Origin of the sequence: Nocardioides alcanivorans, assembly GCF_021555175.1 — a bacterium.
GTDB lineage: Bacteria > Actinomycetota > Actinomycetes > Propionibacteriales > Nocardioidaceae > Nocardioides > Nocardioides alcanivorans.
Map to the genome: position 1 here is coordinate 1 of NZ_JAKGRW010000002.1, position 25,310 is coordinate 25,310.

Below are 25,310 nucleotides of genomic sequence, written 5' to 3' on the forward strand. Positions count from 1 at the left end.
ACTGTAACACGTGACCACAGAGATGCACCCGACCCGATGGGGTGACCCGGCCGAGGCCGCACTCCTGCCGCAGGCCACGCGTGACCTCGTCGAACTCGTGCTCGGGGTCCGCGACTCCCCGGCGATCGAGTCCGTCGAACTGCCCGGCTCGTCGCTCTCGCAGGAGGTGCTCGCCGAGCTCCGTGCCCTGCTCGGCGACGACCAGGTGGTCCTCGACGACGACTCCCGGCGGCTGCGCACCCGCGGCAAGTCGACTCCCGACCTGCTCCGGGCCCGCGCCGGCGACCTCACCGATGCGCCCGACGTCGTGGTGCGTCCCGGCAGCCACGACGAGGTGGCGGCGGTCCTCGACCTCGCCGTGCGCCATCGGATCGCCGTCGTCCCGTTCGGTGGCGGTACGTCGGTCACCGGCGGCCTCGTCGCCAGGCGCGAAGGCTTCGCCGGCGTGCTCTCCCTCGACCTGTGCCGCTTCAAGGCGCTGCGCGAGGTCGACAAGGTCTCGATGACCGTCGTGCTCGAGCCCGGTCTGCGAGGCCCCGAGGCCGAAGCGCTGCTGGCCGAGCACGACCTCACCCTGGGACATTTCCCGCAGTCCTTCGAGTACGCGACGATCAGGGGCTTCGCGGCGACCCGCTCGAGCGGTCAGTCGAGTGCTGGCTACGGACGCTTCGACGCGCTCGTCGTCGGGCTCACCGTGGCCACCCCGCAGGGCACGCTGGAACTCGGCTCGTCGCCGGCCAACGCTGCCGGTCCCGACCTACGCCAGCTGGTGCTCGGCTCCGAAGGCACCCTCGGCGTGATCACCGCCGTGCGGGTGCGGGTGAGGCACCGGCCGACCGTCAAGGTCTACGAGGCCTGGCAGTTCGACTCCTTCGCCAGCGGTTCGGACGCGATGCGCGGCCTCGCCCAGGCCAACCTGCTGCCCACGGTCATCCGCCTCTCGGACGAGGCCGAGACCGCGATCAACCTGGCGAGCCAGTCCGACGTCGGCGGTGCCGCGCCCACCGGGTGCCTCATGATCGTCGGCCACGAGGGCACCGACCCCGAGCTGGTCGAGGCCCGTCGCGGCCTGGTCACCGGGCAGCTCGAGAAGCTCGGTGGCGCCAACCTGGGCGAGGAGCGCGGTCGGGCCTGGGAGGCGGGACGCTTCCACGCGCCGTACCTGCGCGACTCGCTGCTCGACGTCGGAGTGCTCGTCGAGACGCTCGAGACCGCCACGTTCTGGAGCAACCGCGAGCGGTTGTACGACGCGGTGAAGCAGGCGTTGACGGCGACGCTCGGCGAGAAGACGTTGGCGCTGTGCCACATCAGCCATGTCTACGAGACCGGGTGCTCGCTCTACTTCACGGTCGCGGCACCGGGCGGCGACGCCCCGCTCGAGACCTGGGCCGAGGCGAAGGCTGCCGCCACCCAGGCGATGATCGACGCCGGTGCGACCGTCACCCACCACCACGCGGTGGGCAGCGACCACCGACCGTGGTTCGCCCAGGAGATCGGTCCCGTGGGCGTGCAGGTGCTGCGCGCCGTCAAGCGCGAGCTCGACCCTGCCGGCATCCTCAACCCGGGTGTGATGGTCCCGTGACGCGCGCCTTCACCTTCCTGGTCAACCCGACCTCCGGCGGCGGTGCCGCACCGAAGGCCGTCGTCCCCGTCGCCCGGCTGCTGCGGGACGCCGGAGCGGCCGTCGAGGTCACCTACTCACCCGGGCCCAAGGCAACCGTTGCGCTCGTCGGCGACGCCGTCTCCCGTGGCGAGGTGGTCGTCTCCGTGGGTGGTGACGGAATGCTCTCCTCGGTCGCCGGTGAGGTTGCCGCCCGCGGCGGCACGCTGGGCATCGTGCCCGCGGGCCGGGGCAACGACTTCGCGCGCATGCTCGGGCTGTCGGACGAACCCGAGGCGGTGGCGAAGGTGCTCCTCGAGGCGTCCCCGCGCTCGATCGACCTCATCGAGGTCACCCACCCCAACGGCACGAAGCGGGTGGTGGCGGGTTCGGTCTATGCCGGCGTCGACGCCCACGCCGCCGCGATGGTCGACCGCATGCGTTGGACCCCCGCAAGCTGCAGTACCCGATCGCCGGCGTCCGCTCGCTGGCTGCCTTCCGACCGGTCACCGGCACGGTCACCGTCGACGGCGCCCAGCACCAGGTTCGGGCGGCCACGGTGGTCGTCGCCAACTCCGCCTACTACGGCTCCGGGATGAAGATCGCCCCGCCCGCGGTCCTCGATGACGGCGAGCTCGACGTGGTGGTGATCGCCGCAGCCGGCAAGCTCGACCTGATCCGCGCCCTGCCGTCCGTCTACAGCGGCGGCCACGTCGACCGCGACGAGGTCACGCTGCTCCGAGGGCGGCAGCTCACGCTCACGGTCGATCGGGCGGTCGAGGTCGGCGGTGACGGCGAACCCCTGGGCACCCTGGCTCCCGGGGAGTCCTGGCAGATCCGGGTCCTTCCCGGCGCGCTCTCCCTCCTCGTCTGACGCGGGTCAGGAGAAGGTCCAGAGCAGGAGGTGCGCCGGCTTCGTCGCCGTCAGCACCGCCCCCTCCCCCGGAGCCGTACGCCGTCACTCGCCCCGAGGTGCACCACCTCGCCCTGCGCGGGGGTCAGGTCGGCACTGCCCTCCGCGACGAACAGGTGCGCAAAGGGGCGATCGGGGACCGTCAGCACCGAGCCGACGGGCACGGTGGCCGCCCAGAAGGTGGCCCCGCTGGCGCCGATCCGGGCCGCCGCATCGTGGCCGGCGCCCGAGGCGACCGGGGTCCACTCCTCCGCCACGGCGATCGTGCCGGAGGAGTAGCCGGGTTCGGTGCCGGGCTCGTCGGGCAGCACCCACGCCTGGATGAAGCGGGTCGGACCGGAGGCGTGGTCGACGGTCTCGGCGTGCACCACCCCGGAGCCGGCGGACATGGTCTGCACGAGGCCGGGGGTGATGTCGCCCGAGTGCCCGCGCGAGTCCGCGTGGTGCAGCGTCCCGGACAGCACCCACGTGACGATCTCGAGGTTGCTGTGCGGGTGGTCGGGATAGCCGTGGCCCGGCTGGACGAGGTCGTCGTTGTGGCAGGCCAGCAAACCGAAACGGAGGTTGGCCGGGTCGTAGTGGGGGCCGAAGGAGAGCGAGTGCCTGGTGTCGCGCCCGTCGGCGACGGTGCGGAACCGGTCGGCGGCGCGACGTACCTCGATCACCGTGCCATTGTGCCTGCGCCTACGCTCGTGGGCATGGGTGCCATCGAGCTGACTGCCGAGAACTTCGAGTCGACCATCACCGACAACGCGATCGTGCTGGTCGACTTCTGGGCGTCCTGGTGCGGCCCGTGCCAGCAGTTCGCACCGATCTACGAGGCGGCCTCGCAGGCCAACGAAGACATCGTCTTCGGCAGCATCAACACCGAGGAGCAGCAGCAGCTCGCGGCTGCGGCCCAGATCACGTCGATCCCCACCCTCATGGCGTTCAAGGGCGGGGAGCTCGTCTTCCGCCAGCCCGGGGCGATGCCGGCAGACGCGCTCAGCCAGTTCATCACCGCGCTCCGCGAACTCGACGTGGAAGCAGTGAAGGCCGCCCAGGGTGAGCAGGCCGAGTAGCGGCGAGACGCGGCCGCTGACCCTGGTCACGGGCGGCACGCGAGGGATCGGTGCGGCGATCGCAGCCCGCCTCGCTGGTGCCGGCCACGACCTGGTCCTCGGCTACCGCTCCGACGTCGACGCGGCGGCCGCCACGGTGGCGCGGGTGCGTGCCCTCGGTGCGAGTGCGGATGCGGTGCGCGCCGACCTCACCCGCGCGGCCGACGTCGACGCGCTCTTCGCTGCGGCTGCGAAGTGCGGTCAGCTCACCGGCGTGGTCAACAACGCTGGCGCCACCTACGAGTTCGCGCCGCTCGCCGCCACCCCGGTGGAGTCGGTGGAGCGCACGATCGCGGTCAATCTCACCGCGCCACTGCTCGTCGCTCGGGCGGGGGTGCTCGCGATGAGCACCGAGTTCGGGGGCGCAGGTGGCGTGATCGTCAACATCTCCTCGGGCGCGGCCACCTTGGGGTCACCCGGCGAATACGTGCACTACGCCGCCGCCAAGGCGGGCCTCGACACGATGACCCGGGGCCTCGGCCTCGAGGTCGCCGCAGCGGGCATCCGGGTGGTGGGCGTCGCACCAGGTCTGATCGACACCGACCTGCACGCCACCACCGGCGACCCGGGGCGGGTGGCCCGGATGGCGCCGCAGATCCCACTGGGCCGAGCCGGAGCGCCCGACGAGATCGCCGGCACGGTGGCCTGGCTGATGAGTGACGAGGCTGCCTACGTCACTGCGACGACGCTGCGGGTGGCCGGAGGGCGCTAGCAACGCACGCGCGCCCCGCGCTGCCGAGGCAGCCCGGGGCGCGGACGTGTGGGACGAGCCGTGGGTCAGGCGTTCTTGATCGCGGAGACGTCGAACTTGAGCTTGATCTTCTCCGAGACGAGCACGCCGCCGGTCTCGAGGGCGGCGTTCCAGGTGAGGCCCCAGTCCTTGCGGTTGACGGCGACCTCGCCCTCGAAGCCGACGCGGGTGTTGCCGAAGGGGTCCTGAGCGGAACCGACGAACTCGAAGGGGACGGTCACGGACTTGGTGACGCCCTTGATGGTCAGGTCGCCGGTGATGGCCCAGTCGTCACCGTCGGCCTCGACGGAGGTCGACGTGAAGGTGATGGTCGGGTGGTTCTCCACGTCGAAGAAGTCGGCCGAGGCCAGGTGGCCGTCGCGGTCGGCGGAGCCGGTGTCAACGCTGTCCACGGCGATGGTCAGGTCGACCCGGGAGCCAGCGGGGTTGGCGGAGTCGATGTGGGCGGTGCCCTGGAACTCCTTGAAGGCGCCGCGGACGTTGGTGACCATCGCGTGGCGGGCCTGGAAGGCGATGCCGGTGTGCGACGGGTCGATGGTGTAGTCGCCGGTGATGTCGGCGATGGCCTGGGTGCCGGCGTCGAAGACGGGCTGCGCGGTCTTGCGGGAGAAGATGCTCATGGGGGTGTCCTCACGTAGATGGTTCCTGCTTGGTTTAAGTTTCAACCAACACTCTACGGCAATGCTTCCCCGGCGATCTGTGATCCCCGTCACCTCCGGATGCCGGCCCCCGACCACGCCCGGTCGATGGCGTCGGCCACGTCGATGAGTCGGGCATCGCGCATGGCGGGCTTCTCGAGCTCGCGGGCGACGTACTTGGCGACGAACCGGGTGAGTTCGCCCTCGATGCCCGCCACGCGCTGCAGGAGGGAGGCTCGCAGGCCTTGGCCGCGGAGGTCCACGCTGATCTGGTCGCCCCGCGGCGGGATCACGTCGATGAAGACGTGGCAGTCGGCGAGCGCGCGAGCGGTCAGCTCGACAGGAATGGACAGCCGAGCGTCGAAGCGCTGGCGCTCCACCTGCAGGTCGAGCTCGAAGCGCAGGCTCACCGGCAAGGTGACGAGCAGCCGGACCAGCTCGTCCTCGACGGGCGCGGCGGTGGCCTGCTCGATCACGCCTTCGGCGGTGACCCGCGCCAAGCGGCCCGGTCCGACGCCGATGGGGCCGAAGGAGATGGGCTCGCCGGCGAGGGCGTCGAGCGCGGCGAGGATCCGGTTCGGGGTCACCGCGAGGCGGAAGAAGTCGCGGCCGAACTGCTCATAGGTTGCTGGGGCGGGGCCGAGCTCGGCGTGTGGCATGCCCACATCGTGCCGCGTACGTCCGCGCAGGAACAGGTTCCACCGAGGGATTGTTGAACTTTGTATCCGGAAGAACCGTGACCCGGGTCTCATCTGGGGTTATGGTCCCATTACCTGTTCGGGGAGACAGAGAAGAGGCTGGGGAAATGATCGTGCACGAGGGTGGGAGCGCTCAGGCGAAGGTGTTGGCCGGAGTGGCCCGCGCAGTCATCAGGCCCGCGCTGGCGCTCTATCCGGCACGTGGACCGCTCTCCGCCGGACGACACGCCATCGAGCTGGTCGCCCACGTGCAGCCGCGCAGCCGCAAGGTGCGGGTGCGTCAGGTGAAGCACGGTCACTGGGACGGTGAACTCGTCCGACCGCGTGGCACGAAGCGCGGCACCGCGGCGATCGTCTACTTCCACGGCGGCGGCTTCCTCTTCTGTGGCACCGCCACCCACCGCAAGGTCGTCGAGCAGCTCTCGCTGCGCACCGGCGTTCCCGTGCTCAGCGTCAACTACCGACAGCACGGGCGCGGCACGGTGCGTGAGTCGGTTGCCGACGGTCTCGACGCGGTGCTGTGGATGCTTGCCCAGGGCTACGACCCCCAGCGGCTGGTGCTTGCCGGGGACTCGGCCGGCGGCCACATCGCCTTCGCCGTCGCGATGGCACTCCGCGACCGCGGCATTGCCCTGGCCGGCCTGGTCGGCCTCTCGCCGTGGCTCGACTTCGACAACACCGTCCGGATCGCCGCCCCCTACGCGGTCCGTGAGTCCTATCTGCCGGCCAAGCGGCTCGACCGCATTGCCCAGCTGGTCACCGGCCAGCCGATCATCGAGCCGTCGCTCTCGCCGGTCAACGGCAAGCTGCGTGGCCTGCCGCCGACCCTGCTGATCTGTTCCACCGACGAGATCCTGCGTCACGACTCCGAGATCGCCGCCAAGCGCCTGCGCGCGGCGGGAGTGCCGGTGGCGTTGCACGGCTGGGAAGGGCAGGTCCATGCCTTCCCGGTGCTCGCCGGGCTCGTTCCCGAGAGCGACGAGGCCCTCGGCCTCGCCTGCGAGTTCATCCGCGAGCACGTCGGCGTCGCCGAGGGCGGACGCCACCTGCGCGCGGTCGGCGACGTCGCCTCCTGACCCACGGCTGGCCCGGGAGCCGTGCTGAACTGCGCCGGCGCAGGCCCGTGTTGTCCTCGATTCGGGCGGCTGACCTGTGAGTTCGCTCCCAAAGGGGCGTGCAAGGGTGCCCGGAAATCCCCGCTGGGCGTCCTTTAGCACTACCGTTGGAGGGTGAGTGACACAACCCCGCAAGACGCCGAGAACACCGAGCCGCAGACCGAGACCACGCCCGAGGCGCCCACCTTCGCCGACCTGGGCCTCGACGACAAGGTGTTGAAGGCGCTGCGGGCGGTGGGCTACGAGACCCCGTCCCCCATCCAGGCAGCGACCATTCCGGCGCTGATGGACGGCAAGGACGTCGTCGGTCTCGCCCAGACCGGCACCGGCAAGACCGCAGCTTTCGCGCTGCCGATCCTCTCCCGCCTCGAGCGCGGCCAGAAGGCCCCGCAGGCACTCGTCCTCGCCCCCACCCGTGAGCTCGCGCTCCAGGTGGCCGAGGCGTTCGAGAAGTACGCCGCCAACCTCAACGGCGTCAGCGTGCTGCCTGTCTACGGCGGCCAGGGCTACGGTGTGCAGCTCTCCGCGCTCCGTCGCGGTGTCGACATCGTGGTCGGCACGCCGGGTCGGATCATGGACCACCTCGAGAAGGGCACGCTGGACCTGACCCAGCTGCGCTTCCTGGTGCTCGACGAGGCCGACGAGATGCTCAACATGGGCTTCGCCGAAGACGTCGAGACGATCCTGGCCGACACCCCCGACACCAAGCAGGTGGCGCTCTTCTCCGCCACGATGCCCTCGTCGATCCGTCGGATCTCGAAGAAGTACCTCAACGAGCCGGTGGAGGTGACGGTCAAGAACAAGACCACCACCGCCTCCAACATCACCCAGCGTTATCTGATCGTCTCGTTCCCGCAGAAGATCGACGCGATCACCCGGATCCTCGAGGTCGAGAACTTCGAGGCGATGATCATCTTCGCCCGCACCAAGCAGGCCACCGAGGACCTCGCCGAGAAGCTCCGCGCCCGCGGCTTCTCCGCGCAGGCGATCAACGGTGACGTCGCGCAGGTGCAGCGTGAGCGCACCGTCAACCAGCTCAAGGCCGGCAAGCTCGACATCCTCGTCGCCACCGACGTGGCCGCCCGTGGTCTCGACGTCGAGCGCATCAGCCACGTCATCAACTACGACATCCCCACCGACACCGAGTCCTACGTGCACCGCATCGGCCGGACCGGCCGCGCCGGCCGGTCCGGTGACGCGATCTCCTTCATCACCCCGCGTGAGCGCTACCTGCTCAAGGCGATCGAGAAGGCCACTCGCCAGCAGCTGACGCAGATGTCACTGCCCACGGTCGACGACATCAACAGCACCCGCCTCAGCCGCTTCGACGACGCGATCACCGAGGCGCTGGGCAAGGAGCGGGTCACCTTCTTCCGCGACGTGGTCTCGCACTACGTCAACGAGCACGACGTGCCCGAGGTCGACGTGGCCGCGGCACTCGCGCTGGTGCTGCAGGGCGACGAGCCGATGCTGCTCGACCCCAAGGCCGAGAAGCCGGTCCGCCAGGAGAGCTTCCGCGAGGACCGCGGCGGCGACCGTGGCCGCCCCGAGCGTGGCCCGCGCTCGCAGCGTGGTCGCCAGAGCGACGTACCCATGACCACCTACAAGCTCCAGGTCGGCAAGCGCCACAAGGTCGAGCCGCGCCAGATCGTCGGCGCACTGGCCAACGAGGGCAACCTCAGCCGTGGTGACTTCGGCCGCATCGAGATTCGCCCGGACTTCTCGCTGGTCGAACTGCCCAGCAGCCTTCCGGCCGGCACCCTCGACCTGCTCGCCAACACCCGCATCTCCGGCAAGCTGATCGAGATCCAGGTCGACAACGGGCCGAAGCGCTCCTACGGCGGGAGCAAGCCGCGTGGCGAGCGTCGCGACGGCTACAAGGGCGGCGGCTACAAGGGCAAGCGCCACGAGGGCTGACCCAGCCCGGCGTACGTCGCCACTTGCGCGCCGTACGCCGTTGGTCGAGCCGTGCGTCGTTGGTCGAGCCTGTCGAGACCATCCCGCTAGCCGTTGGTCGAGCCGTGCGTCGTTGGTCGAGCCTGTCGAGACCATCCCGCTCTCGCTGCCCAAGCGGTGTCGCTTCGCGGTCAGCGGGGCGGGACCCGGACCAGGAGCCGGCCGTGGACGCACTCCATGACGAGCTCCTTGCCCAGACCGATCGAGTCGCCGTCGAGCTGGCGCGGGGTGTCGGTGGCGGCGCGGATGACGACCTTGCGCCCCGTCATCCGGTCGAGGGTCTCGTCGGTGTGGCTGCGCTTGGCGAGTACCCGCCACACGATGGGCAGCCACGACAGGAAGCGCTTGGGATGGAGCATCACCACGTCGAGCACGCCGTCGTCGATCGCGGCGTCGGGCAGCAGCGGCATCCCGGCCTGCAGGAAACCGACGTTGCCGACCACGACAGTGCGGGCGCGGTGACGGGTGAAGGGGCCGTCGTCGACGGAGATCTCCAGGCGCACGGCCGGGAACATCAGCGACTTCAGCGCTGACAGCACGTAGGCGAGCCAGCCGACCTTCTTCTTGATCTCCTCGTTGACGCCCTCCATGATCGCGGCGTCGAAGCCCATGCCGGCCATCACCATGAAGTGGGTGTCGGCCAGGCCCCCGTCGCCGGAGACCTCGACCATGTCGATGGCGCGATCCTGCCCGTTGAGGGCCACGTCGATCGCTGAGCGGATGTAGAGGGGCACGTCGAGGTTGCGGGCCAGCAGGTTGCCGGTTCCTGCCGGGATGATGCCCACCGGGATGCCGGTGCCGGCGAGCTCGGCGCACACCTCGCGCACCGTGCCGTCACCACCGCAGACGATCACCAGGTCGGCGCCGCCGACCGAGGCGGCATGGGCCTGACCGGTGCCGGGGTCCTCGACGCTGGTGAGATGCCAGACCGGCTCCCGCCAGCCGGCCTCGGCGGCCATCGCGCCCACGATTGCCTGGAACTGGCCGACGTCCTCGACCTTGATCGGGTTGAGCACCACGTGAAGGTCCCGGCTCGACGCCGGCACGCTGGTGACGATCGGATCCGCGGTCGCCGTGATGCTGCGGGGCTGGGGGAGTAGAGGGCGAGCACCAACAGCGCGACCGTGATCGACAGCAGGGCACCACCGAGGACGTCGCTGGGGTAGTGACGCGCGAGCAGGATCCGATCGGCGAAGACGACCAGGCACAGCAGCACCAGGCCGGTGGTCGCGGCCCGGCGCAGGCCCTGGCGACGGACCAGCATGTGCGTCAGCACGATCAGGACCGCGGCGAACGACGTGATCCACGACGAGTGCCCCGACGGGAAGGAGCCGCTGGTCAACTGCTCCGGCAGCACCGACCACTCCGGGCGGTCGATCTCGAAGATCCTCTTGAGCAGCTGGGTCAGGCCGAACGACGCGAGCATCACGATGGCGCCGTACACCGCTGCCCGTCGGTGACCCTTGAACCACAGCAGCAGTACGACCGCCACGGAGATGAGCGTGGCCGCCAGGGTGTCGCCGGCCACTTCGATGACATGGAGCACGTCGACCAACACGTCGTGCCCACGCGTCCAGTTCGCGGCATCGCGGGTGACCTCGCGGTCGAACTCCCACAGGGGTTGCCACTCGGTCGCCACCAGTGTGGTGGTCGCGGCGAGCAGGACAAGGCAGAGCGCGGACCAGGAGAGCAGCCAGGCGCGGGAGCGGTCGATCAAGGTGAGGCGTCGATTCCTTCGGGGGTGGGAAGGGGCAGGGAAGAGTATGCCTCCCGCCATGGTGGCGGGTCGCCCCGATAGCCTTGGGTCATGATCGACCCCCGCCTGCTCCGTGACGAACCCGACCGCGTCCGCGCCTCACAGGTCAAGCGTGGGGCGTCCCCCGACGTGGTCGACCGGGCGCTCGAGGCCGACAGCTCCCGGCGCGCCACGATCGCGGCCTTCGAGGAGAAGCGCGCCGCACAGAAGGCCTTCGGCAAGCAGGTCGCCCAGGCCAAGGGTGAGGAGAAGCAGGCACTGCTCCAGCAGGTGAAGGCCCTGGCCGCCGAGGTCAAGGATCTCGAGGCCGCCCAGGATGCCGCCGAGCAGCAGTGGCTCACCGCGCTCAAGGCGATCCCCAACGTGGTCGCCGACGCTGCTCCGGCCGGCGGCGAGGACGACTTCGTCGTGATCGAGGAGATCGGCACCCCCGCGACTTCGCCGCAGAGGGATTCGAGCCGCTCGACCACATCGAGATCGGCAAGCGCCTCGGGGCCATCGACCTCGAGCGTGGCGCCAAGGTCAGTGGCAGCCGCTTCTACTTCCTCACCGGCGTCGGCGCGGAGCTGGAGTTCGCCCTCATCAACCTGGCGACGGAGCAGGCCCGCAGCGCCGGCTTCACCCAGGTCATCGCCCCCTCGCTGGTGCGTGGTGAGGCGATGGAGGGCACCGGTTACCTCGACCAGGGTGGTGGCGAGGACATCTACCGCATCGAGGGCGAGGACCTCTATCTCGTCGGCACCTCGGAGGTCCCGATGGCGGCCTACCACTCCAAGGAGATCCTCGACGCCGAGACGTTGCCGCGCCGCTACGCCGCGTTCAGCCCCTGCTACCGCAAGGAGGCAGGCTCCCACGGCAAGGACACCAAGGGCATCATTCGGGTGCACTGGTTCGACAAGGTGGAGATGTTCATCTACACGACCCTCGAGCAGGCCGAGGAGGAGCACCAGCGGTTGCTGGCCTGGGAGAAGGAGTTCCTCGACAAGCTCGAGCTCGCCTACCGGGTGGTCGACATTGCTGGCGGCGATCTCGGGGCCTCGGCGATCCGCAAGTTCGACTGCGAGGCCTGGATCCCGACCCAGGGCAAGTACCGCGAGCTCACCTCGACCTCCAACTGCACCGACTTCCAGACCCGCCGACTTGACACCAGGGGACGCTTCCCCGGCCACGACGGTGGCACGACGACGGGCCCGGTCGCCACGCTCAACGGCACCCTCACCGCGATCACCCGCACCATCGTCGCGCTGCTCGAGACCCACCAGCAGGCCGACGGTTCGGTCCGGGTCCCGAAGGCCCTCCAACCCTGGTTGGGTGGTCGCGAGTTCCTCACCCCGGTGAACTCATGAGCGAGGCCACCTGGCGGCCCAAGCTGGTCGCGCTGGACATCGACGGCACCCTGCTGCGCTGGGTGACCGGTTCGGGCGCGGTGCACGGTGAGGTCGACCCGGTGGTGAGGGACGCCGTACGCCGGGCCGCTGCGGCAGGTGCCGAGATCGTGCTGGCCAGTGGCCGTTCGATCCACGGCATGATCCCGATCGCGGAGCAGCTCGGGCTTCCCTCAACGGCGAGAAGTGTTGGATCGTCGCCTCCAACGGCGCGGTGATCGTCGAGTACCCGCCCGTCGAGGTCGTGCACGAGGAGACCTTCGATGCGGCCGCCGTCGTGCACGACGTGCTGCGCCTGCACCCGCAGGCGCTGGTGGGCGTCGAGGAGCGTGGCAAGGGCTACCGTGTCAACCGACCCTTCCCCCGGGCGAGCTCGGCGGCGAGATGGTGGTGACTCCGATCGAGGAGATGGTGTCCGAGCCGGTCAGCCGCGTCATCATCCGCGACCCCGACGCGACGGTCGAGGACTTCCAGCTGCTCGCGGAGGAGCTCGGCCTGCACGGCACCGACTACGTCATCGGCTGGACCGCGTGGATGGACCTGGCGCCGATCGGGATCTCCAAGGCCTCCGGTCTTGCCAAGGTCGCTGCCGACCTCGGCCTCACCGCCGCTGACGCCCTCGCCATCGGCGACGGCCGCAACGATCTGGAGATGTTCGACTGGGCCGGCCGTGCTGTCGCGATGGGCCAGGCCGTCGACGAGGTGCTGGCGGCCGCCGACCACGTGACGTTGCCCGTCGACGAGCACGGCGCCGCCGTCGAGCTCGACCGGTGGTTCGGCGATGTCGACTGAACCGACCGGCGAGCTGCCGCTCACCCCGCTGCGCACCACCCGTCTCGTGCTGCCCCTGATCACCCCGGCCCAGGCCGCCGACCTGCGGGCCGGCGTCCGCCATCCGAGCTTCGCCGAGGGCTTCCCTCGTGAGGACGACCTGGATGCCTGCAGCATGATCAAGGAGCTCACGCCCTGGGGGTCGCGGCTGATCGTGCGTGGAGTCGACGGGCTCGTCTGCGGAAGCATCGGCTTCTACGGCCCGCCGACCGCTGTCGACGGCATCGCCGAGGTCGAGGTCGGCTACGGGCTGGTGCCCGACGCCCGCGGCCGTGGCGTCGCGACCGAGGCCCTCTCGGCCGTGTGCGACGCCGCTGATCGGGTCGGGGTCCGGGTGCGGGCGAGCGTGGTCCCCGACAACGCCGCCAGCCTGCGCGTGCTGGCCAAGAGCGGTTTCACCCAGCTGCGCGGCAGCAACGAGGACGGGCACCTGGTGATGGTCCGGCCGGGAGGCGTCGGTTGAAGCTCCCGCGGCTGGTCGCCACCGACCTCGACGGCACCCTGCTCGGACCCGACGGAACGGTGAGCGAGCGGACCCGTCGGGTGCTGCGGGAGCTCGATGCGCGCGGCGTCCCGGTCGTCTTCGTCACCGGCCGCCCGATCCGCTGGATGGATGCGTTGTGGAGCGATGTCGGCGGCCACGGCCTCGCGGTCTGCTCCAACGGCGGGATCGTCTATGACGTCACCCGGCGCGAGGTGCGCCATGCCCTGACGGTGCCCCGGGACCTGGCGCTGGGCGTGGCTCAGACACTGCGCCACGAGGTGCCGGGCACGTCGTTCGCGCTCGAGAAGACCAACGGCTTCGCTCGCGAGGGCACCTTCGCCAGCCGCCACCCGGGATCCGCCGACATCCCCACCGGGGAGCTGGAGTCGATCTTCGACGACCAGGTCGTCAAGTTGCTCGCCCTCCACGACGAAGCGGTCCCCGAGAGCTACTGGCGGCAGGCGCACGAGCTCGTCGGAGAGATCGTGGAAGTGACCTGGTCGTCCCAGTTCGCGTTGCTCGAGATGTCGGCCCTCGGCGTCACGAAAGCCACCACACTGGCTCGGCTGTGCGCCGAGCTCGACATCCGCCCCGACGAGGTCGTCGCCTTCGGTGACATGCCCAACGACATGGCGATGCTCGAGTGGGCCGGGCGTTCGTTCGCGATGGCCGGCGGCCACGACGACGTACGCCGGGTGGCCACCGACGTCGCGCCCGGCAACGACGAGGACGGGGTCGCCACTGTGCTCGCGGACCTCTTCCGACTCGAGGACCTCCGGCAGCCCTGACTCTTGGGGAGCCTGTGAGAGTGTTTGACGCGATGCAACAGCGACCGGAGGTGACCTGCGTGAAGTCAGAGCGCGCGCGGACAGGGCGACGCCTGCTCGTGGCGGCGATGACTGTCGTGGGCCTGTCGCTCTCGGCGCCCGTGGTCACCGCGCCCGCGGCCCAGGCCATCGAGGCATGCGCTGACGCGGGGCTCCGACCGGCCCAGCAGGCCGAGCTGCCCTACGTCTTCACCGGCACGGTCTCCGACGTCGCCGAGTCGGCCAAGGACGGCGTGGTCACCCGCATCTACACGGTGAAGGTCGACCGCTGGTGGCGCGGCGACCTGCCGGAACGGGTTCGGGTGGCCTCCCCGAAGTCGGCGGCCGACTGTGGTCTGCGCGGGGTGCGCAAGGGCTCCCAGACCTACGTCTTCTTCGGGAGCGAGGGTGACGATGGTCAGGTGCTCGCGCTGAGCAACCAAGGCACCCGGGAGGCCGACAACCGCACCGTGCGCCGGTTGAACCAGTTGACCGGGGTGCAGGCGCAGGAGCCGGTGTCTCCGTCAGCAGAGGAGCCCGAGGTCTCCACGACCCCGACGGTGCTCGACGACTCCGAGGCGCCGAGCGTGATGGAGTCGATCACCGTGCCGGTCGTGGTGGTGCTGGTCGGGCTGGTGGTCTTCGGGATCGGCGCCTTCCTGGGGCGCCGCCCGCGCTGACCTCCGCGCCGCGACCGTCAGGGACGAACGCTCAGAGGTACATGCCGCCGGTCGCAGGATCGCCGCTGGTCGGTACCTGTCCTGGCCCGGCCACGCCGGGAGGCTGCTCGCCCTGCTGTGCCTGTTGCGCGCGGGCGGCCATCGCCTGGGGAGGGCACGACGCATCTGCTCGAGCTGCGCGCGGGAGGCGACCTGCTGGGCATAGATCGCGGTCTGGATGCCGTGGAAGAGACCCTCGAGCCACCCGACCAGCTGGGCCTGCGCGATGCGCAGCTCACTGTCGCTGGGCGTGCCCTCGGCGAACGGCAGTGACAGCCGCTCAAGTTCCTGGACGAGCTCGGGAGCCAGGCCCTGCTCGAGCTCCTTGATGGAGGACTGGTGGATCTCCTTGAGGCGGTTGCGGCTCGCCTCGTCGAGGGGCGCTGCCTTCACCTCTTCGAGGAGCTGGCGGATCATGCTGCCGATCCGCATCACCTTCGCGGGCTGCTCGACGAGGTCGGCCAGGCCACCGGGACCAGCTGAATCGGCGTCCTCGACCTCCTGCTGGGCAGCCGCCAGGGCGTCGGCGGGGATGCTCCCCACCGGCTGCCCGTCGGGACCCACGATGACGATGTGCTGCTCCTCGCCGGTGTTCTCACTCATGGCCCCACCCTACAAACCCCGCGAAGCAGCACCTCTTGCGCGCCGAGGCAGCAGCTCTTGCGCAGCGATCAGTCGGGAAGCGAGCTCATGGTGGTCAGCAGGACCTTGCCGATGTGGCTGCTCTCGTCGACCAGCGTGTGGGCGGCACCGGCCTGCTCGAGCGGGAGCACCGCATGGATCACCGGCTTGATCGCACCTTCTGCGACCAGGGGCCAGACGTGCTCGACGACGGAGGCGCAGATCGCCGCCTTCTCCTCGGCCGGCCGAGCGCGCAACGACGTGGCGAGTACGGCGGCCCGCTTGCTCAGCAGCTTGCCGAGGTCGAGCTCTCCCTGGGAGCCGCCCTGCATGCCGATGACGACGAGCCGGCCCTGGGTGGCCAACGCGTCCACGTTGCGTGGCAGGTACTTCGCACCCATGTTGTCGAGGATGACGTCCGCACCGCCGTGCTCGCGGAGCACCTCCACGAAGTCCTCGTCGCGATAGTTGATCGTCACGTCGGCACCGAGCTCGCGACAGACCCGCAGTTTCTCCTCCGAACCGGCGGTGGTGAAGACCTTGGCCGACAGGGCGGTGGCCAGCTGGATCGCGAAGGTGCCGATGCCACCTGCGCCACCGTGCACGAGGAAGCGCTCACCCGGCTGTAGCCCGGCCAGCATGAAGACGTTGGACCACACCGTGCAGGCGACCTCGGGCAGCGCGGCGGCCGAGACGAGGTCGATGCCCTCGGGCACCGGCATCACTTGCCCGGCCGGGACCAGCACCTGCTCGGCATAGCCGCCGCTGGCCAGCAGCGCACAGACCTTGTCGCCGACGGCCAGCCCGTCGACACCTTCGCCCACGGCCGCGATCCGGCCACTGCACTCGAGGCCGAGCACGTCGGACTCGCCAGGAGGCGGCGGGTAGAACCCGCGCCGTTGCAGGGTGTCGGCCTTGTTGACGGCGGTCGCGACGACGTCGATGACGACCTCGCCCCGCCCCGGTGTGGGAGCTTCGACCTCGGTGATGGCGAGGACCTCGGGCCCTCCGGGCTCAGTGGCGATGACAGCGCGCATGGGGCCACGGTAGCGACCGGCAGCACGCGCGCCAGCGATCAGCCCGTCAGTGCTGCAGGTCGGCCACGTCGGCCACGTCGGCGGTGTGGTCGACCGCGCTGTCGTCGGGGATCTCCTCGTCGACGTCGACCGGGTCGGGGGCGTCGGCCGGCCGGTCCCAGTTGGTCGCCAGTTGGCTGGCCCGCTCGGCCAACTCCTCGATCGCCGCGGCGTCGGCACCCGTCTGGCCAGCGGCGTAACCCAGCAGGAAGGTGGTGATCGGTGCCGCGGGGCGTTGGACGGCGTGGGCAGCCACCCGGGCCACGTCGAGCACCAAGGCCTCGTCCAACTCCGCCTCGATGTCGAGCGCGTCGCAGAGCTCATCGATCCAGTCGTGCAGGTTCACTCCTCCAGAGTGTCCGCTCGAACGGGCCGTGACAACCCCGCCGGCCGGATCTGCAGCGAATCGGCAGTCACGACTCGAAGCGGCGTCGCGCCTCGGCCAGGTCAGCGAAACTGTCGATGTCGTGTGCCTCGTCAGCCAGGGCTGGCACGTCGACGAGGTCCAGGCCGTCCAGCAGGCGGTGTAGGGGCAGCCCGTGCCTCGCGTCGTACGGCGGAGCGTGCTTCGCGAGGCGCCCTGCGTCGAGCACCATCGCCAGTTGGCGGCGTGCGGAGAGGTCACAGAGCACTGCGCCGTCGCGACCCCGGGCCGCATCGCGGAGTCGGCCGATGGTGCCCATCGTGACGTTGGGCATGTCGACGGCGAGCACCACGACCTCGCGAGGTGGGCGGGCGAACGAGTCGAGGCCGTGCAGCAGCCCGGCAGCCGGGCCGCCGCCGCGCGGGTCCTCCCGAGTGAAGGTGACCGGCCGTTCGGTGTGCACCCAGTCGCCGAGCACCACGACCTCGCCCGCGTCGATGACGGCGTCGAGGCACCAGGCGAGCAGGGTGCGGGGACCGAGTTCGATGGAGGCCTTGTCGGCGCCGCCGATCCTGGCGCCGGTACCGCCGGCAAGGATCACGGCGCCGAGCGCGAGAGGGGAAGCTCCGGTCATGTCCCCATCCTGCCGCAGCCGAGCCGTGTGTCCGAGGGGTGAGCGTCTGGCAGGCTGGAGGCATGCGCACCTCGGACGACGCCCCCGCCACACTGCGGGTGGCCCTGGCCCAGCTGCCGGCCGGGCTCGACCCTTCCGACAACCGTGCCGCCGTGACCGCCCTGGCCGACGACCCCGGGCTCCGCGGCGCGGAGCTGGTGGTCCTCCCCGAGGCCTTCGCACGGGACTTCGGCAAGCCCACCGACGACCTCGCGCCCCACGCCGAGCCGACCGATGGGGCCTTCGCCCGTGCGGTGACGGACCTGGCCGGCGCCGATCGCACCGTCATCGCCGGCATGTTCGAGCACAATTCCGACGGGCCGCCCTTCAACACACTCCTGGTGCGGGGCCGCGCACGAGCGGACTATCGCAAGATCCACCTCTACGACTCCTTCGGCTACCGAGAGTCCGACCGTCTCAGCGCTGGCGAGTGGGACCCGGTCACCGTGGCGCTCGGCGGCTTCACGCTGGGCCTGATGACCTGCTACGACCTGCGCTTCCCCGAGCTTGCTCGCGACCTCGTCGACAGGGGTGCCGACGTACTCGTCGTCCCGGCCGCCTGGGTGGCCGGTCGTACACCGCAGGAGCGTGCGCTCAAGGTGGAGCACTGGCGCACGCTGGTGCGGGCCCGAGCCATCGAGAACGTCTGTCACGTGGTCGCCGTCGGCCAGCCGGGCCCGCGCTACACCGGCCACAGCATGGTCGTCGGCCCCGACGGGCAGGTGGTGGTCGAGGCGGGCGCCGACCGCGACGTGATCACCGCCGACCTGCGCCGTGAGCAGCTCCACGAGGCTCGCGAGGCGAACCCGTCCCTCGCCAACCGACGGCGCAGGCCCCGGTAACCTCACCCACGTGTCCCGCCCTGCCCCCGGTCGTCGCGCCATGCGTGCTGAACCCCGTCCGCGTCGTACCTTCTCGCGGCGGACATTGGTGGTGGCCGGACTGGGCGCGACGGCGGTCGGGCTCGCCTTCGCGCTGCTCGCGGCGTTCGACGTCGGTCCCTCCTGGTGCGACCAGGTCGCGGCGGTGGTGCTCTCCACCGTGATCGCGATGTCGTTGTCGGCGCGCGCCGGCGGACGACCGTGGATCTTCGGCACCCTCGCGGCCCTGCTCGGTACGGCGGCGGTGGTCGGTGACATCGGCATGCTCCGCGCCGGCGCGGCCTGCATCACCGCGGTCGCCACGGGTGTGCTCGCGGTGATCCTGACGGCGCCGGCGCCACGCTTCGTTCTCGCCGTGCGTGAGCTCGGGGTGGCCACGGCGGTGTCGGTGATCGGCGCCTTCGGCGTGGTGGGTTATCGACCGACCGTCTCCATCGACGCATTCGACTACGTCTCGCTGGGGCTCGCCTTCGCCCTCACCCTGGTCCTCGTCTATCGCCTCGGCTCGGGCTTCAACAGTCTCGGCCGGCGTGGCCTCGTCGTCGTGGTCGGCGGTGCGGTGGCGGTCGTGGCACTGATCGCCTACGCCGAGCTGCTGCGTCGCTACGGCCCGCCCGGCCTGCTCGGCCACGTCTTCGATGCGGTCCGCTGGCACCGGGACCATCTCGGCGCCGTCCCGCGGCCGACGGTGCTGTTCATCGGCGCGCCGGCCATCGTCTGGGGTTGTCACATGCGTGCGCGCCGGCGCCAGGGCTGGTGGGTCACCGCGTTCGGCGCCTGCCTGACCGTCAGCTACGCGACCGTGCTGATGAATCCCGAGACCGGGTGGCTCGAGGCAGCCCTGATCGTCCTCTACTCGCTCCCGCCCGGGGTGGTCCTCGGGTACGTCGCGATCCGGCTCGACCTCGCACTCACCGGTCCCCGCGGACGGCGCGCCCGTCGCGACGAGGAGGCGCGCGCCGTACGCCCCGAGGCCGGACGCTTCGAGGCCCTTCTCTGAGCCGTTGCGGCTGCCGCCGGGACGCGTACTTCCGGGTAACCCGACACCGGGAGTAGCGTCACCGCCATGGTGCGGGAACAGTTGACTGACATCGTCGCCGAGATGGTGGCCAACGTGATGAGCATCGACGTCGCCGTGGGCGACAAGGTGGCCGCAGGGGACCAGATGATCCTGCTGGAGTCCATGAAGATGGAGATCCCCGTGCTCGCCGAGCACCCCGGCACGGTGCGCAAGGTCCGGGTGGCCGTGGGTGACGTCGTCCAGGAGGGCGACATCATGCTGACGCTGGGCTGACCCGCGCGCCCCGGTGGCGGTCAAGATTCCCCGCCCGGGCGGGGAAATGGGTTCCTGTGGGCCGTAGCCACACACACCAAGCATGCAATTACGTGACACAGTCGGTGCCGCGCGTGGTCACCGGCTCATGTCGGTGACTCTTGGCAGAGGGGGCGGGATTCGAACCCGCGGTAGGTCTCCCTACGACCGCTTTCAAGGCGGTTCCGATAGGCCACTCCGGCACCCCTCCTCGCACCCGCCGAGACGAGTACGAGGAGGCAGTCTACGCGGGCTGCTGCGCGGGCTGGCGGGCTACTCCGATCCGCCGAGTTCGAGCTCCACGTCGTCATAGACGAGGTCGTGGAGGCGCTGGCGGTGATGACTGACGTCGGCCAGCAGTCGACGCAGCATCTGACTCACGTCGTCGATGTCGGGATTGCTGAGCACCTGTGGGCTGAAGACGGCGATGCGGCCCATCAGCTCGTTGCGCTCCCGGAGCACCGAGGCCTGCCGCGCGGCCAGCCAGCCGTCGCTGGCGTGGGAGGCCTCGCTGGCGAGCTGCTCGCGCAGGCTGGACAGGCGCTGGCGGACGGTCCACCGCCAGTTGCCCAAGGCGGTGCCGTGCTGCCTGGGGGCGTCGAGGAGTTGGCTGAGTTCGAGCATCGTGCCGTGACACGCATCGTGCATGGGGGCCTCCGATGTGCGAGCTGGGGTTCGAGTGTGACGCCGATCACAGGCGGAGGCAAGGGGTGGGTGGGGACGCCCGGCGGCGTTCGGGGAGAATGGGCCCATGGCGTCCGACTATCGACTGGCCCCCGCTGTTGCTGCCCGGTTGCTGGGGATCACGGTGCTCTGTTTCGGCGCGCTGATCTTTGTCGTGACCGCGATCGTGGTGCTCGTCGCCGCCCCCGTCTGGTTGCTCTCGGTCGCGGTGATCGTCTCCGTGATCGGCATCTTCGTGGTGGGCACGAAGCTCACCAGCAGGGGCTGGGTGCTGCGGTTGACCGACGACGGCTATCAGGTGCGATTCGTGCGCGGGGCGGGCGTGAAGCAGGCTCGCTGGTCCGATGTCGAGGAGTTGGCGACCGACACCGTCGCCGGCGCTCCTTGCCTGATCTTCCGTCTTCGCGGTGGGGACGCGACGGTCCTGCCCGTCGAGGTGATCGCCGGCGACCGTGAGGAACTCGTCCGCGAGGTCGGTCGTCACCTCACCTCCCGCCCCTGAATTCGGGGCCGATTCTGCACCCGTGACCACGGGCCGCTAGAGTGTCCGCGATCGATGGAGGCGTCGCCTAGTCTGGTCTATGGCGCCCGCCTGCTAAGCGGGTTTGGGGCTAAAACCCCATCGAGGGTTCAAATCCCTCCGCCTCCGCGTCGTGCCGCAAGGCACCTGAGGCCCGGGTCCCGGTGAGGGACCCGGGCCTCGGTCATTTGGCCAAGATGTCCCAAAGGTCTGCACTTTCTTGCAATGCATACTTTTGCAGGGCAAGGGACTGGTGGACCCACGTCGGACCGGGCAGACTGGTTGACACGGGGAAGATTCTTGGGAGGGAACTCATGCGCTTCACACGTCGTCTGGCCGCGCTGGCCATCGCCGTCGGCATCGCCGTCGGGGCCGGAGCTGCCCCCGCGAATGCTGACACCAGCTGGGGCTACATCGTCAAGCCCGCACCCACCTCTTCCGCGAGTCACTGAGGAGACAACTCCACAAAGACCTGAGACGAGGACCCAACTCATCCCCCCACATGTTCGGTCCCAGAGCCATCCCCCCGGCCCGTCTCAGTAGCGAGGGCAGCGCATCGTCGCTGCCCTCGCGTCATTTCCGAGGGTTGCGCTCGGCTCCCTCGGTGGGTGGTTGCTTCGGGTCCACGCCGGTCCGGACCGCTTCCTGGCCGAGCACGAAGCCCAGCTGGAAGCGTGTCTCCACCTCGTACTCGCGTTTCAGGTCGGCCACGTAGCCGGCATAGGTGCGTGGACTCACCCCGAGCCGCTTGGCGCAGGTGACGTCGGAGTGCCCCTCGCTGAGCATCCGGATCAACATCGCCCGCTGCTCCTCCGCGATGCCCTTCACCAGGTCGGAGTCACGGTTGGTGAAGGGGCGGCCGCGTTCCCACGACCGTTCGAAGATGTCGACCAGGTAGGCGATCAGGCCGGTGTCGCGGATCGCCAGGGCGGTGCCGAGGTTCTCCCCGTGCGGGATGACGGCCACCGAACGATCGACCACGATCAGCCGGTTGAAGAACTCGTCGAGCGTGCGCACCTCGGCTCCTGCCTCCGTCACCTCCGCGACGTAGGCGCGGGTGGCCCGGTTCCTGCGTGCTGCGTGCTGATAGATCGTGCGCATGGTGACCCCGCGCCGTACGGCGCTCACGTCGCGTTCGGCTGCGTGCTTCAGGAGGGCGGCATCGCGGCCGGTCTGCGGTTGCGCAGTGAGCAGCTCCTGCTGGGCGCTGGGGACGACGGCGGCGAGGAACTGCTCGATCTCCTCGCCCCGCAGCTCGCTGATCTGCCCGCTGTGGGTGGACGGCGAGCGCCGGTAGGCCTGGCCGAGGTTGTCGAAGACCCGCGCCCAGGCGCTGGACTCCTCGATGAGTTCCGCACCGCGTTTGCTCAGTGGTGCGACCACCTGTGTCTGCACCGACTGCGGGTCGACGACGACGTAGCGGTCGTCCTCGTCACGGAGCAGTCCCATCTCGAGGAGGAGGTGCACGGACTCCTCCTCCTCGAGGACGAGTTGGTCGTCGTGAGGGACGCCACCGCGGTTGGCGATCTCCTCGAAGAGCGGGGAAGCGGTCTCCTCGAAGAGTTGCCTCCGACCGTCAGGAGCCAACCTGTCCACCTGGTTCCACCTTCCATCCCCCGAAACTGCGACCAGTATGCCCTGTTCGTGGATGCGCCCCACGCCCCGATTTCGACTGCCGGCGCACATCGGCTATTCTCATCCAGTCAGTTCGACGAGCGCCTGTAGCTCAACGGATAGAGCATCTGACTACGGATCAGAAGGTTTGGGGTTCGAATCCCTACAGGCGCACACAGTCCTCGCAGGTCAGGCCCGGGTTCGGGTCTGACCTGCTGGCATTTGCGGGCCCGCATCCCTACCGTCATCCCATCCTTGAGGGTTGAGTGGTCATCCGCGATTCCTGGAGTGGTTCCACGTCGCCGTACGTCGGGGGTTGGGGTGGTCGCTGCGAGGCCGACAGCCACGATGTCGTGCCGGGTTGTTGCTGAGCCGGGGAGCAGTCTGCACGCGCATCGGATTGACGAACGAATCACATCTGCGAGATGGTTTTCTCTTCCTCGGCTACCGTGGTAGTCACTCGGAGTTCTATGGAGGACGTTGTGGCACCCACCCTGAAGCACCGCAAGCAGGCACCTGCCACCGCGGCTGAGCAGGTTGTTGCGCGCTTGGACTCCTACTCCCAAGAAGAGCATGCGGAACTTCTCCAAGCCGCTCGTGAGCGCACCGAGGCCAAGCGCGCTGCTCGGTTGGAGCGGGCCCGGGCCGCTGCTGCACGTCTTCGCAACGACTCCTGACAATTCGCGTCGGTGGACGTTCCGAACCTTCGGGTCACTCGGCGTTGCCTGCGAGACGACCTTGGGTTGGATGAGGGTCTCGTCTACCACGACGCCCGCGACTTCCAGGACGAGCACCGAGCCGTCACGATGTTCGTCGACATGCGAGGAGCTGCGCCCGATCTCGCGGAGCCGATCTACGGGCCGTTTCCGCGTGGCCTGATCTGCTCACTTCACGTGGGCAGTGCCCGTGCGGTGACCACATGGGATGAGCAGGCGGCGGTTTGTTGGCTTCTCGCGTTCAATGACTACCACCGCAACGGCGAGCCGGACGACGCCTACGAAGTCTTCCTCGGGCTCTACGGCCAAGGAGAACTCCTGCCCACCGAGAAGGACTGGAGTGACTTCTTTGCCGATGACGCCGACGCCTTCTTCGACCGGCTGCTGGCTACCGGCCAGCAACTCCTGGAACGCGCCCGAACGCACCCGGGCCGCGAAGAGATGGTGACGTGGCGCAACGGACGGCAGGTCATGTGCGTCGACATCGTCGTGGAAGGTGACGCTCGTGCCGAGGACGGATGGATGGGTCTGACGCTCCCCGAGGACGAGGCATTGTCGGATGAGGAGGTCTTTGCGTTGGCTGCCGCCCTCATCCCGCCGGATTCGGTTCCGATCTACAGCGACAAGTTCAAGGATCGTGACCGGCGATCGGCTGTCAACGACGGAGTAGCCCGTCGTGGCTGTTGTCAACGGTCGTGAGGGGGAGCGTTGCGCGGATTGGTTTCTTGCCTGGTCGTCGGGTTGGGGTTGACGATGGGTGATGGCCCCGACCCTTGTTGACCTGCAGTCTCCATCGTCCCCCGACGCCCCGTCCGGAGAGTTCCCGGCGGCATCTGCGGCCCCGACCGCCCCTTCGCTTCGGCGGGGTCGAGTCGGTCGGGGAAGCGGGCGTGGCCGGGGTCCAGGCCGTGGGGGTGAGGATCCAGAAGTCGCGTTCGGCGGCGACTTGTCCGGCGAAGTCGGCGTCGGTGGCCACGATCGGGTCGCGGCCGATGGCGGAGAGTTGGCGGGCTTGTTCGTCGGTGAGCGTGGTGCCCAAGGGGGCGACGCCGAGGTAGCGGCCTCCGGTGGCGAGGGTGACCGCGATGGCGTCCATGGGTCCTTCAACAATCACCGGCACCGCCCCGTCGACCACGAGGTCGTCGATGATCCCGAAGAGTTGGGCGCCCTTGTGGAACAGCGCGGTGTCGGCGGTGTTGAGGTACTTCGGCCCGGCCTTGTCGGTGTCGACGAGGCCGGGGCGCCGGCGGCCGACGAAGCCGAGCACTTCGCCGCGGTGGATGACCGGGAAGGTGACCCGGTCGCGGAACCGGTCGATCAGCCGGCCGGTTCCTGACCGGGCCGGAACCGGGGGTCACCGGCGATGTCGGCGCTGAGGCGGCTGGTGAGGTAGTCGCGGCCCCACGAATCGGTGAATTGGGTTTCGAAGAAGTCTTGGGTGAGGTCGTTGATCTCGAGCATCCATCATCACCGTTCTGCCTAACGTCGTGCCGATGCTCCACGGACTCACCCGACGCTACGGTCTCGGATCTCGGGTCAACTCCCAGATCCGGGTCGTCGACATTCCCGTGCTTGCGTTGGATGACCATGACCTCCTCGTGGATCGCCTCTACGTTGCAGCACAGTCGGCTATCGAGTCAGATGGCGCGGATGTGATCGTGCTCGGATGCACGGGCATGAACCAGGTGGCGGCGACCGTTCAGGAGAAGCTCGCCAGCACAGGGCCGTTTGTCCCGGTCGTGGACCCGACCGGTGCCGCAGTCACGTGGCTTGAGTCGCGGGTCCGGCTGGGCCTCCGAGCGAGCCGAGTGACGTATCTGACGCCGCCGAAGAAGACGCGGCTGTCGTGACGTCCTGCCGGTGACCGGCTCGCCCGACACAGGCAACGAGCGTAGTTTCGCCGTTCCGCACTCGCACCTGGGCCACCGAGGAAGTAGCGCAAGAGCGGGTCCTTGTCGTGGCGACGAAAGTCCTCACGCGCCGAGGTAGAAGGCAACGAGGCTTCTCCCTTCTCCCACCTGATCCCCGGCAGAGCGTGGGACTTGCCCGTCCGTGCCTTGCTCGTGGCTGGAGCTCACCCCTTCCCGATTCCCCTGC

General features: G+C 69.5%; 30 protein-coding genes, 3 tRNA genes and 2 pseudogenes. 21 read left to right on the forward strand and 14 right to left on the reverse strand.

All coding sequences use genetic code 11. The features are described from left to right. Window positions 1–22 precede the first annotated feature (22 nt). Genes L1066_RS00075 through L1066_RS00085 form a run of 3 tightly spaced genes read left to right on the forward strand, consistent with a single transcriptional unit; the run spans window position 23 to window position 2,474 of the window. Window positions 23–1,582, forward strand: a complete 1,560-nt coding sequence (locus tag L1066_RS00075; protein ID WP_235734347.1) for an FAD-binding oxidoreductase — start codon at window positions 23–25, stop codon at window positions 1,580–1,582. Continuing rightward, complete coding sequence (locus tag L1066_RS00080; RefSeq protein WP_235734348.1) at window positions 1,579–2,199, forward strand: diacylglycerol/lipid kinase family protein; 621 nt, start codon at window positions 1,579–1,581, stop codon at window positions 2,197–2,199. The genes L1066_RS00075 and L1066_RS00080 overlap by 4 nt, the downstream gene beginning before the upstream one ends. Next, entirely contained in the window at window positions 2,088–2,474 is a 387-nt protein-coding gene (locus L1066_RS00085; RefSeq protein ID WP_235734576.1) for a hypothetical protein, read from the forward strand. The genes L1066_RS00080 and L1066_RS00085 overlap by 112 nt, the downstream gene beginning before the upstream one ends. Before the next feature lie 50 nt (window positions 2,475–2,524). Here L1066_RS00085 and L1066_RS00090 read toward each other — a convergent pair whose 3' ends face one another. Further along, window positions 2,525–3,178, reverse strand: a complete 654-nt coding sequence (locus L1066_RS00090) for a pirin family protein (protein ID WP_235734349.1) — start codon at window positions 3,176–3,178, stop codon at window positions 2,525–2,527. A 33-nt stretch (window positions 3,179–3,211) separates the two neighbouring features. Between L1066_RS00090 and trxA the strand changes: the two genes are divergently transcribed. Then, entirely contained in the window at window positions 3,212–3,574 is a 363-nt protein-coding gene (gene trxA, locus L1066_RS00095; protein WP_235734350.1) for a thioredoxin, read from the forward strand. Further along, window positions 3,558–4,325 (forward strand): SDR family oxidoreductase, encoded by a 768-nt coding sequence (locus L1066_RS00100; protein WP_235734351.1) that lies wholly within the window; start codon window positions 3,558–3,560, stop codon window positions 4,323–4,325. The genes trxA and L1066_RS00100 overlap by 17 nt, the downstream gene beginning before the upstream one ends. Window positions 4,326–4,390: 65 nt before the next feature. Here L1066_RS00100 and L1066_RS00105 read toward each other — a convergent pair whose 3' ends face one another. Next, on the reverse strand, window positions 4,391–4,984 hold the full coding sequence (locus tag L1066_RS00105; protein ID WP_235734352.1) for a YceI family protein: 594 nt from the start codon (window positions 4,982–4,984) through the stop codon (window positions 4,391–4,393). 89 nt (window positions 4,985–5,073) lie between these two features. Next, a complete protein-coding gene (locus tag L1066_RS00110) occupies window positions 5,074–5,661 on the reverse strand; it encodes a hypothetical protein (RefSeq protein WP_235734353.1) in 588 nt (195 codons plus the stop codon). Between the two features lie 146 nt (window positions 5,662–5,807). Here L1066_RS00110 and L1066_RS00115 point away from each other — a divergent pair, with 146 nt between their 5' ends. Both L1066_RS00115 and L1066_RS00120 read left to right on the forward strand, forming a co-directional pair. Next, window positions 5,808–6,776 (forward strand): alpha/beta hydrolase, encoded by a 969-nt coding sequence (locus L1066_RS00115; RefSeq protein ID WP_235734354.1) that lies wholly within the window; start codon window positions 5,808–5,810, stop codon window positions 6,774–6,776. Window positions 6,777–6,929: 153 nt separating this feature from the next. Continuing rightward, window positions 6,930–8,732, forward strand: a complete 1,803-nt coding sequence (locus L1066_RS00120; RefSeq protein ID WP_235734355.1) for a DEAD/DEAH box helicase — start codon at window positions 6,930–6,932, stop codon at window positions 8,730–8,732. A 170-nt stretch (window positions 8,733–8,902) separates the two neighbouring features. Here L1066_RS00120 and L1066_RS00125 read toward each other — a convergent pair whose 3' ends face one another. Together L1066_RS00125 and L1066_RS00130 are read right to left on the reverse strand one after the other, a co-directional pair. After that, entirely contained in the window at window positions 8,903–9,730 is an 828-nt protein-coding gene (locus L1066_RS00125; RefSeq protein ID WP_235734356.1) for a diacylglycerol/lipid kinase family protein, read from the reverse strand. After that, window positions 9,622–10,488 (reverse strand): phosphatase PAP2 family protein, encoded by an 867-nt coding sequence (locus L1066_RS00130; protein ID WP_235734357.1) that lies wholly within the window; start codon window positions 10,486–10,488, stop codon window positions 9,622–9,624. Before L1066_RS00130 ends, L1066_RS00125 begins: the two co-directional genes overlap by 109 nt. Window positions 10,489–10,578: 90 nt before the next feature. Here L1066_RS00130 and serS point away from each other — a divergent pair. The 4 genes and pseudogenes from serS to L1066_RS00160 all read left to right on the forward strand — a co-directional run bounded on the left by serS (window position 10,579) and on the right by L1066_RS00160 (window position 14,015). Beyond that, window positions 10,579–11,873: pseudogene (gene serS, locus L1066_RS00135) on the forward strand (serine--tRNA ligase). A 23-nt stretch (window positions 11,874–11,896) separates the two neighbouring features. After that, window positions 11,897–12,704: pseudogene (locus tag L1066_RS28250) on the forward strand (HAD family hydrolase). Continuing rightward, on the forward strand, window positions 12,694–13,206 hold the full coding sequence (locus tag L1066_RS00155) for a GNAT family N-acetyltransferase (RefSeq protein WP_235734361.1): 513 nt from the start codon (window positions 12,694–12,696) through the stop codon (window positions 13,204–13,206). Before L1066_RS28250 ends, L1066_RS00155 begins: the two are co-directional and overlap by 11 nt. Beyond that, entirely contained in the window at window positions 13,203–14,015 is an 813-nt protein-coding gene (locus tag L1066_RS00160) for an HAD family hydrolase (protein ID WP_235734362.1), read from the forward strand. The genes L1066_RS00155 and L1066_RS00160 overlap by 4 nt, the downstream gene beginning before the upstream one ends. A 542-nt stretch (window positions 14,016–14,557) precedes the next feature. Here L1066_RS00160 and L1066_RS00170 read toward each other — a convergent pair. The 4 genes from L1066_RS00170 to mobA form a co-directional block, all read right to left on the reverse strand. Then, complete coding sequence (locus L1066_RS00170) at window positions 14,558–15,355, reverse strand: bacterial proteasome activator family protein (RefSeq protein ID WP_312006605.1); 798 nt, start codon at window positions 15,353–15,355, stop codon at window positions 14,558–14,560. 68 nt (window positions 15,356–15,423) lie between these two features. Further along, window positions 15,424–16,410 carry an NAD(P)H-quinone oxidoreductase gene (locus tag L1066_RS00175; protein WP_235734364.1) on the reverse strand — a complete coding sequence of 329 codons (987 nt, stop codon included), beginning with the start codon at window positions 16,408–16,410 and terminating at the stop codon, window positions 15,424–15,426. A 46-nt stretch (window positions 16,411–16,456) separates the two neighbouring features. Next, window positions 16,457–16,795 carry a DUF6457 domain-containing protein gene (locus tag L1066_RS00180; RefSeq protein ID WP_235734365.1) on the reverse strand — a complete coding sequence of 113 codons (339 nt, stop codon included), beginning with the start codon at window positions 16,793–16,795 and terminating at the stop codon, window positions 16,457–16,459. 67 nt (window positions 16,796–16,862) lie between these two features. Continuing rightward, the gene (mobA, locus tag L1066_RS00185; RefSeq protein ID WP_235734366.1) at window positions 16,863–17,447 is read right to left on the reverse strand and encodes a molybdenum cofactor guanylyltransferase; all 585 of its coding nucleotides are present in this window, start codon (window positions 17,445–17,447) and stop codon (window positions 16,863–16,865) included. Window positions 17,448–17,509: 62 nt separating this feature from the next. On the opposite strand from mobA, the gene L1066_RS00190 reads away from it, so the two are divergent. From L1066_RS00190 to L1066_RS00200, 3 genes are all read left to right on the forward strand, one after another. Beyond that, a complete protein-coding gene (locus L1066_RS00190) occupies window positions 17,510–18,328 on the forward strand; it encodes a carbon-nitrogen hydrolase family protein (RefSeq protein WP_235734367.1) in 819 nt (272 codons plus the stop codon). A gap of 10 nt (window positions 18,329–18,338) precedes the next feature. Beyond that, complete coding sequence (locus tag L1066_RS00195) at window positions 18,339–19,367, forward strand: hypothetical protein (protein ID WP_235734368.1); 1,029 nt, start codon at window positions 18,339–18,341, stop codon at window positions 19,365–19,367. 66 nt (window positions 19,368–19,433) lie between these two features. Next, on the forward strand, window positions 19,434–19,661 hold the full coding sequence (locus tag L1066_RS00200) for a biotin/lipoyl-binding carrier protein (protein ID WP_235734369.1): 228 nt from the start codon (window positions 19,434–19,436) through the stop codon (window positions 19,659–19,661). 141 nt (window positions 19,662–19,802) lie between these two features. Here L1066_RS00200 and L1066_RS00205 read toward each other — a convergent pair. Together L1066_RS00205 and L1066_RS00210 are read right to left on the reverse strand one after the other, a co-directional pair. Further along, window positions 19,803–19,890, reverse strand: a tRNA-Ser gene (locus tag L1066_RS00205). A 62-nt stretch (window positions 19,891–19,952) separates the two neighbouring features. Then, window positions 19,953–20,327, reverse strand: coding sequence for a hypothetical protein (locus tag L1066_RS00210; protein WP_235734370.1), 375 nt, complete (start codon window positions 20,325–20,327; stop codon window positions 19,953–19,955). Between the two features lie 103 nt (window positions 20,328–20,430). Between L1066_RS00210 and L1066_RS00215 the strand changes: the two genes are divergently transcribed. The 3 genes from L1066_RS00215 (at window position 20,431) to L1066_RS00225 (ending at window position 21,335) form a co-directional block, all read left to right on the forward strand. Next, on the forward strand, window positions 20,431–20,865 hold the full coding sequence (locus L1066_RS00215) for a hypothetical protein (protein WP_235734371.1): 435 nt from the start codon (window positions 20,431–20,433) through the stop codon (window positions 20,863–20,865). Window positions 20,866–20,921: 56 nt separating this feature from the next. Then, window positions 20,922–21,012 (forward strand) — tRNA-Ser (locus L1066_RS00220). 185 nt (window positions 21,013–21,197) lie between these two features. Continuing rightward, window positions 21,198–21,335 carry a hypothetical protein gene (locus tag L1066_RS00225; protein WP_235734372.1) on the forward strand — a complete coding sequence of 46 codons (138 nt, stop codon included), beginning with the start codon at window positions 21,198–21,200 and terminating at the stop codon, window positions 21,333–21,335. 121 nt (window positions 21,336–21,456) lie between these two features. On the opposite strand, the gene L1066_RS00230 is transcribed toward L1066_RS00225, so the two are convergent. Beyond that, window positions 21,457–22,479 (reverse strand): phospholipase D-like domain-containing protein, encoded by a 1,023-nt coding sequence (locus L1066_RS00230; protein ID WP_235734373.1) that lies wholly within the window; start codon window positions 22,477–22,479, stop codon window positions 21,457–21,459. 119 nt (window positions 22,480–22,598) lie between these two features. Here L1066_RS00230 and L1066_RS00235 point away from each other — a divergent pair. From L1066_RS00235 to L1066_RS00245, 3 genes are all read left to right on the forward strand, one after another. Beyond that, a tRNA-Arg gene (locus tag L1066_RS00235) sits at window positions 22,599–22,671 on the forward strand. Between the two features lie 308 nt (window positions 22,672–22,979). After that, window positions 22,980–23,174 (forward strand): hypothetical protein, encoded by a 195-nt coding sequence (locus L1066_RS00240; RefSeq protein WP_235734374.1) that lies wholly within the window; start codon window positions 22,980–22,982, stop codon window positions 23,172–23,174. Between the two features lie 66 nt (window positions 23,175–23,240). After that, the gene (locus L1066_RS00245) at window positions 23,241–23,912 is read left to right on the forward strand and encodes a hypothetical protein (protein ID WP_235734375.1); all 672 of its coding nucleotides are present in this window, start codon (window positions 23,241–23,243) and stop codon (window positions 23,910–23,912) included. Here the strand turns inward: L1066_RS00245 and L1066_RS00250 are convergent. Both L1066_RS00250 and L1066_RS00255 read right to left on the reverse strand, forming a co-directional pair. Further along, window positions 23,869–24,534, reverse strand: coding sequence for a toprim domain-containing protein (locus L1066_RS00250; RefSeq protein WP_249223888.1), 666 nt, complete (start codon window positions 24,532–24,534; stop codon window positions 23,869–23,871). The genes L1066_RS00245 and L1066_RS00250 overlap by 44 nt on opposite strands. Further along, complete coding sequence (locus L1066_RS00255) at window positions 24,531–24,674, reverse strand: hypothetical protein (RefSeq protein WP_235734376.1); 144 nt, start codon at window positions 24,672–24,674, stop codon at window positions 24,531–24,533. The genes L1066_RS00250 and L1066_RS00255 overlap by 4 nt, the downstream gene beginning before the upstream one ends. Window positions 24,675–24,706: 32 nt before the next feature. Between L1066_RS00255 and L1066_RS00260 the strand changes: the two genes are divergently transcribed. Beyond that, on the forward strand, window positions 24,707–25,063 hold the full coding sequence (locus tag L1066_RS00260; protein WP_235734377.1) for an aspartate/glutamate racemase family protein: 357 nt from the start codon (window positions 24,707–24,709) through the stop codon (window positions 25,061–25,063). The last annotated feature ends 247 nt before the right edge of the window (window positions 25,064–25,310 follow it).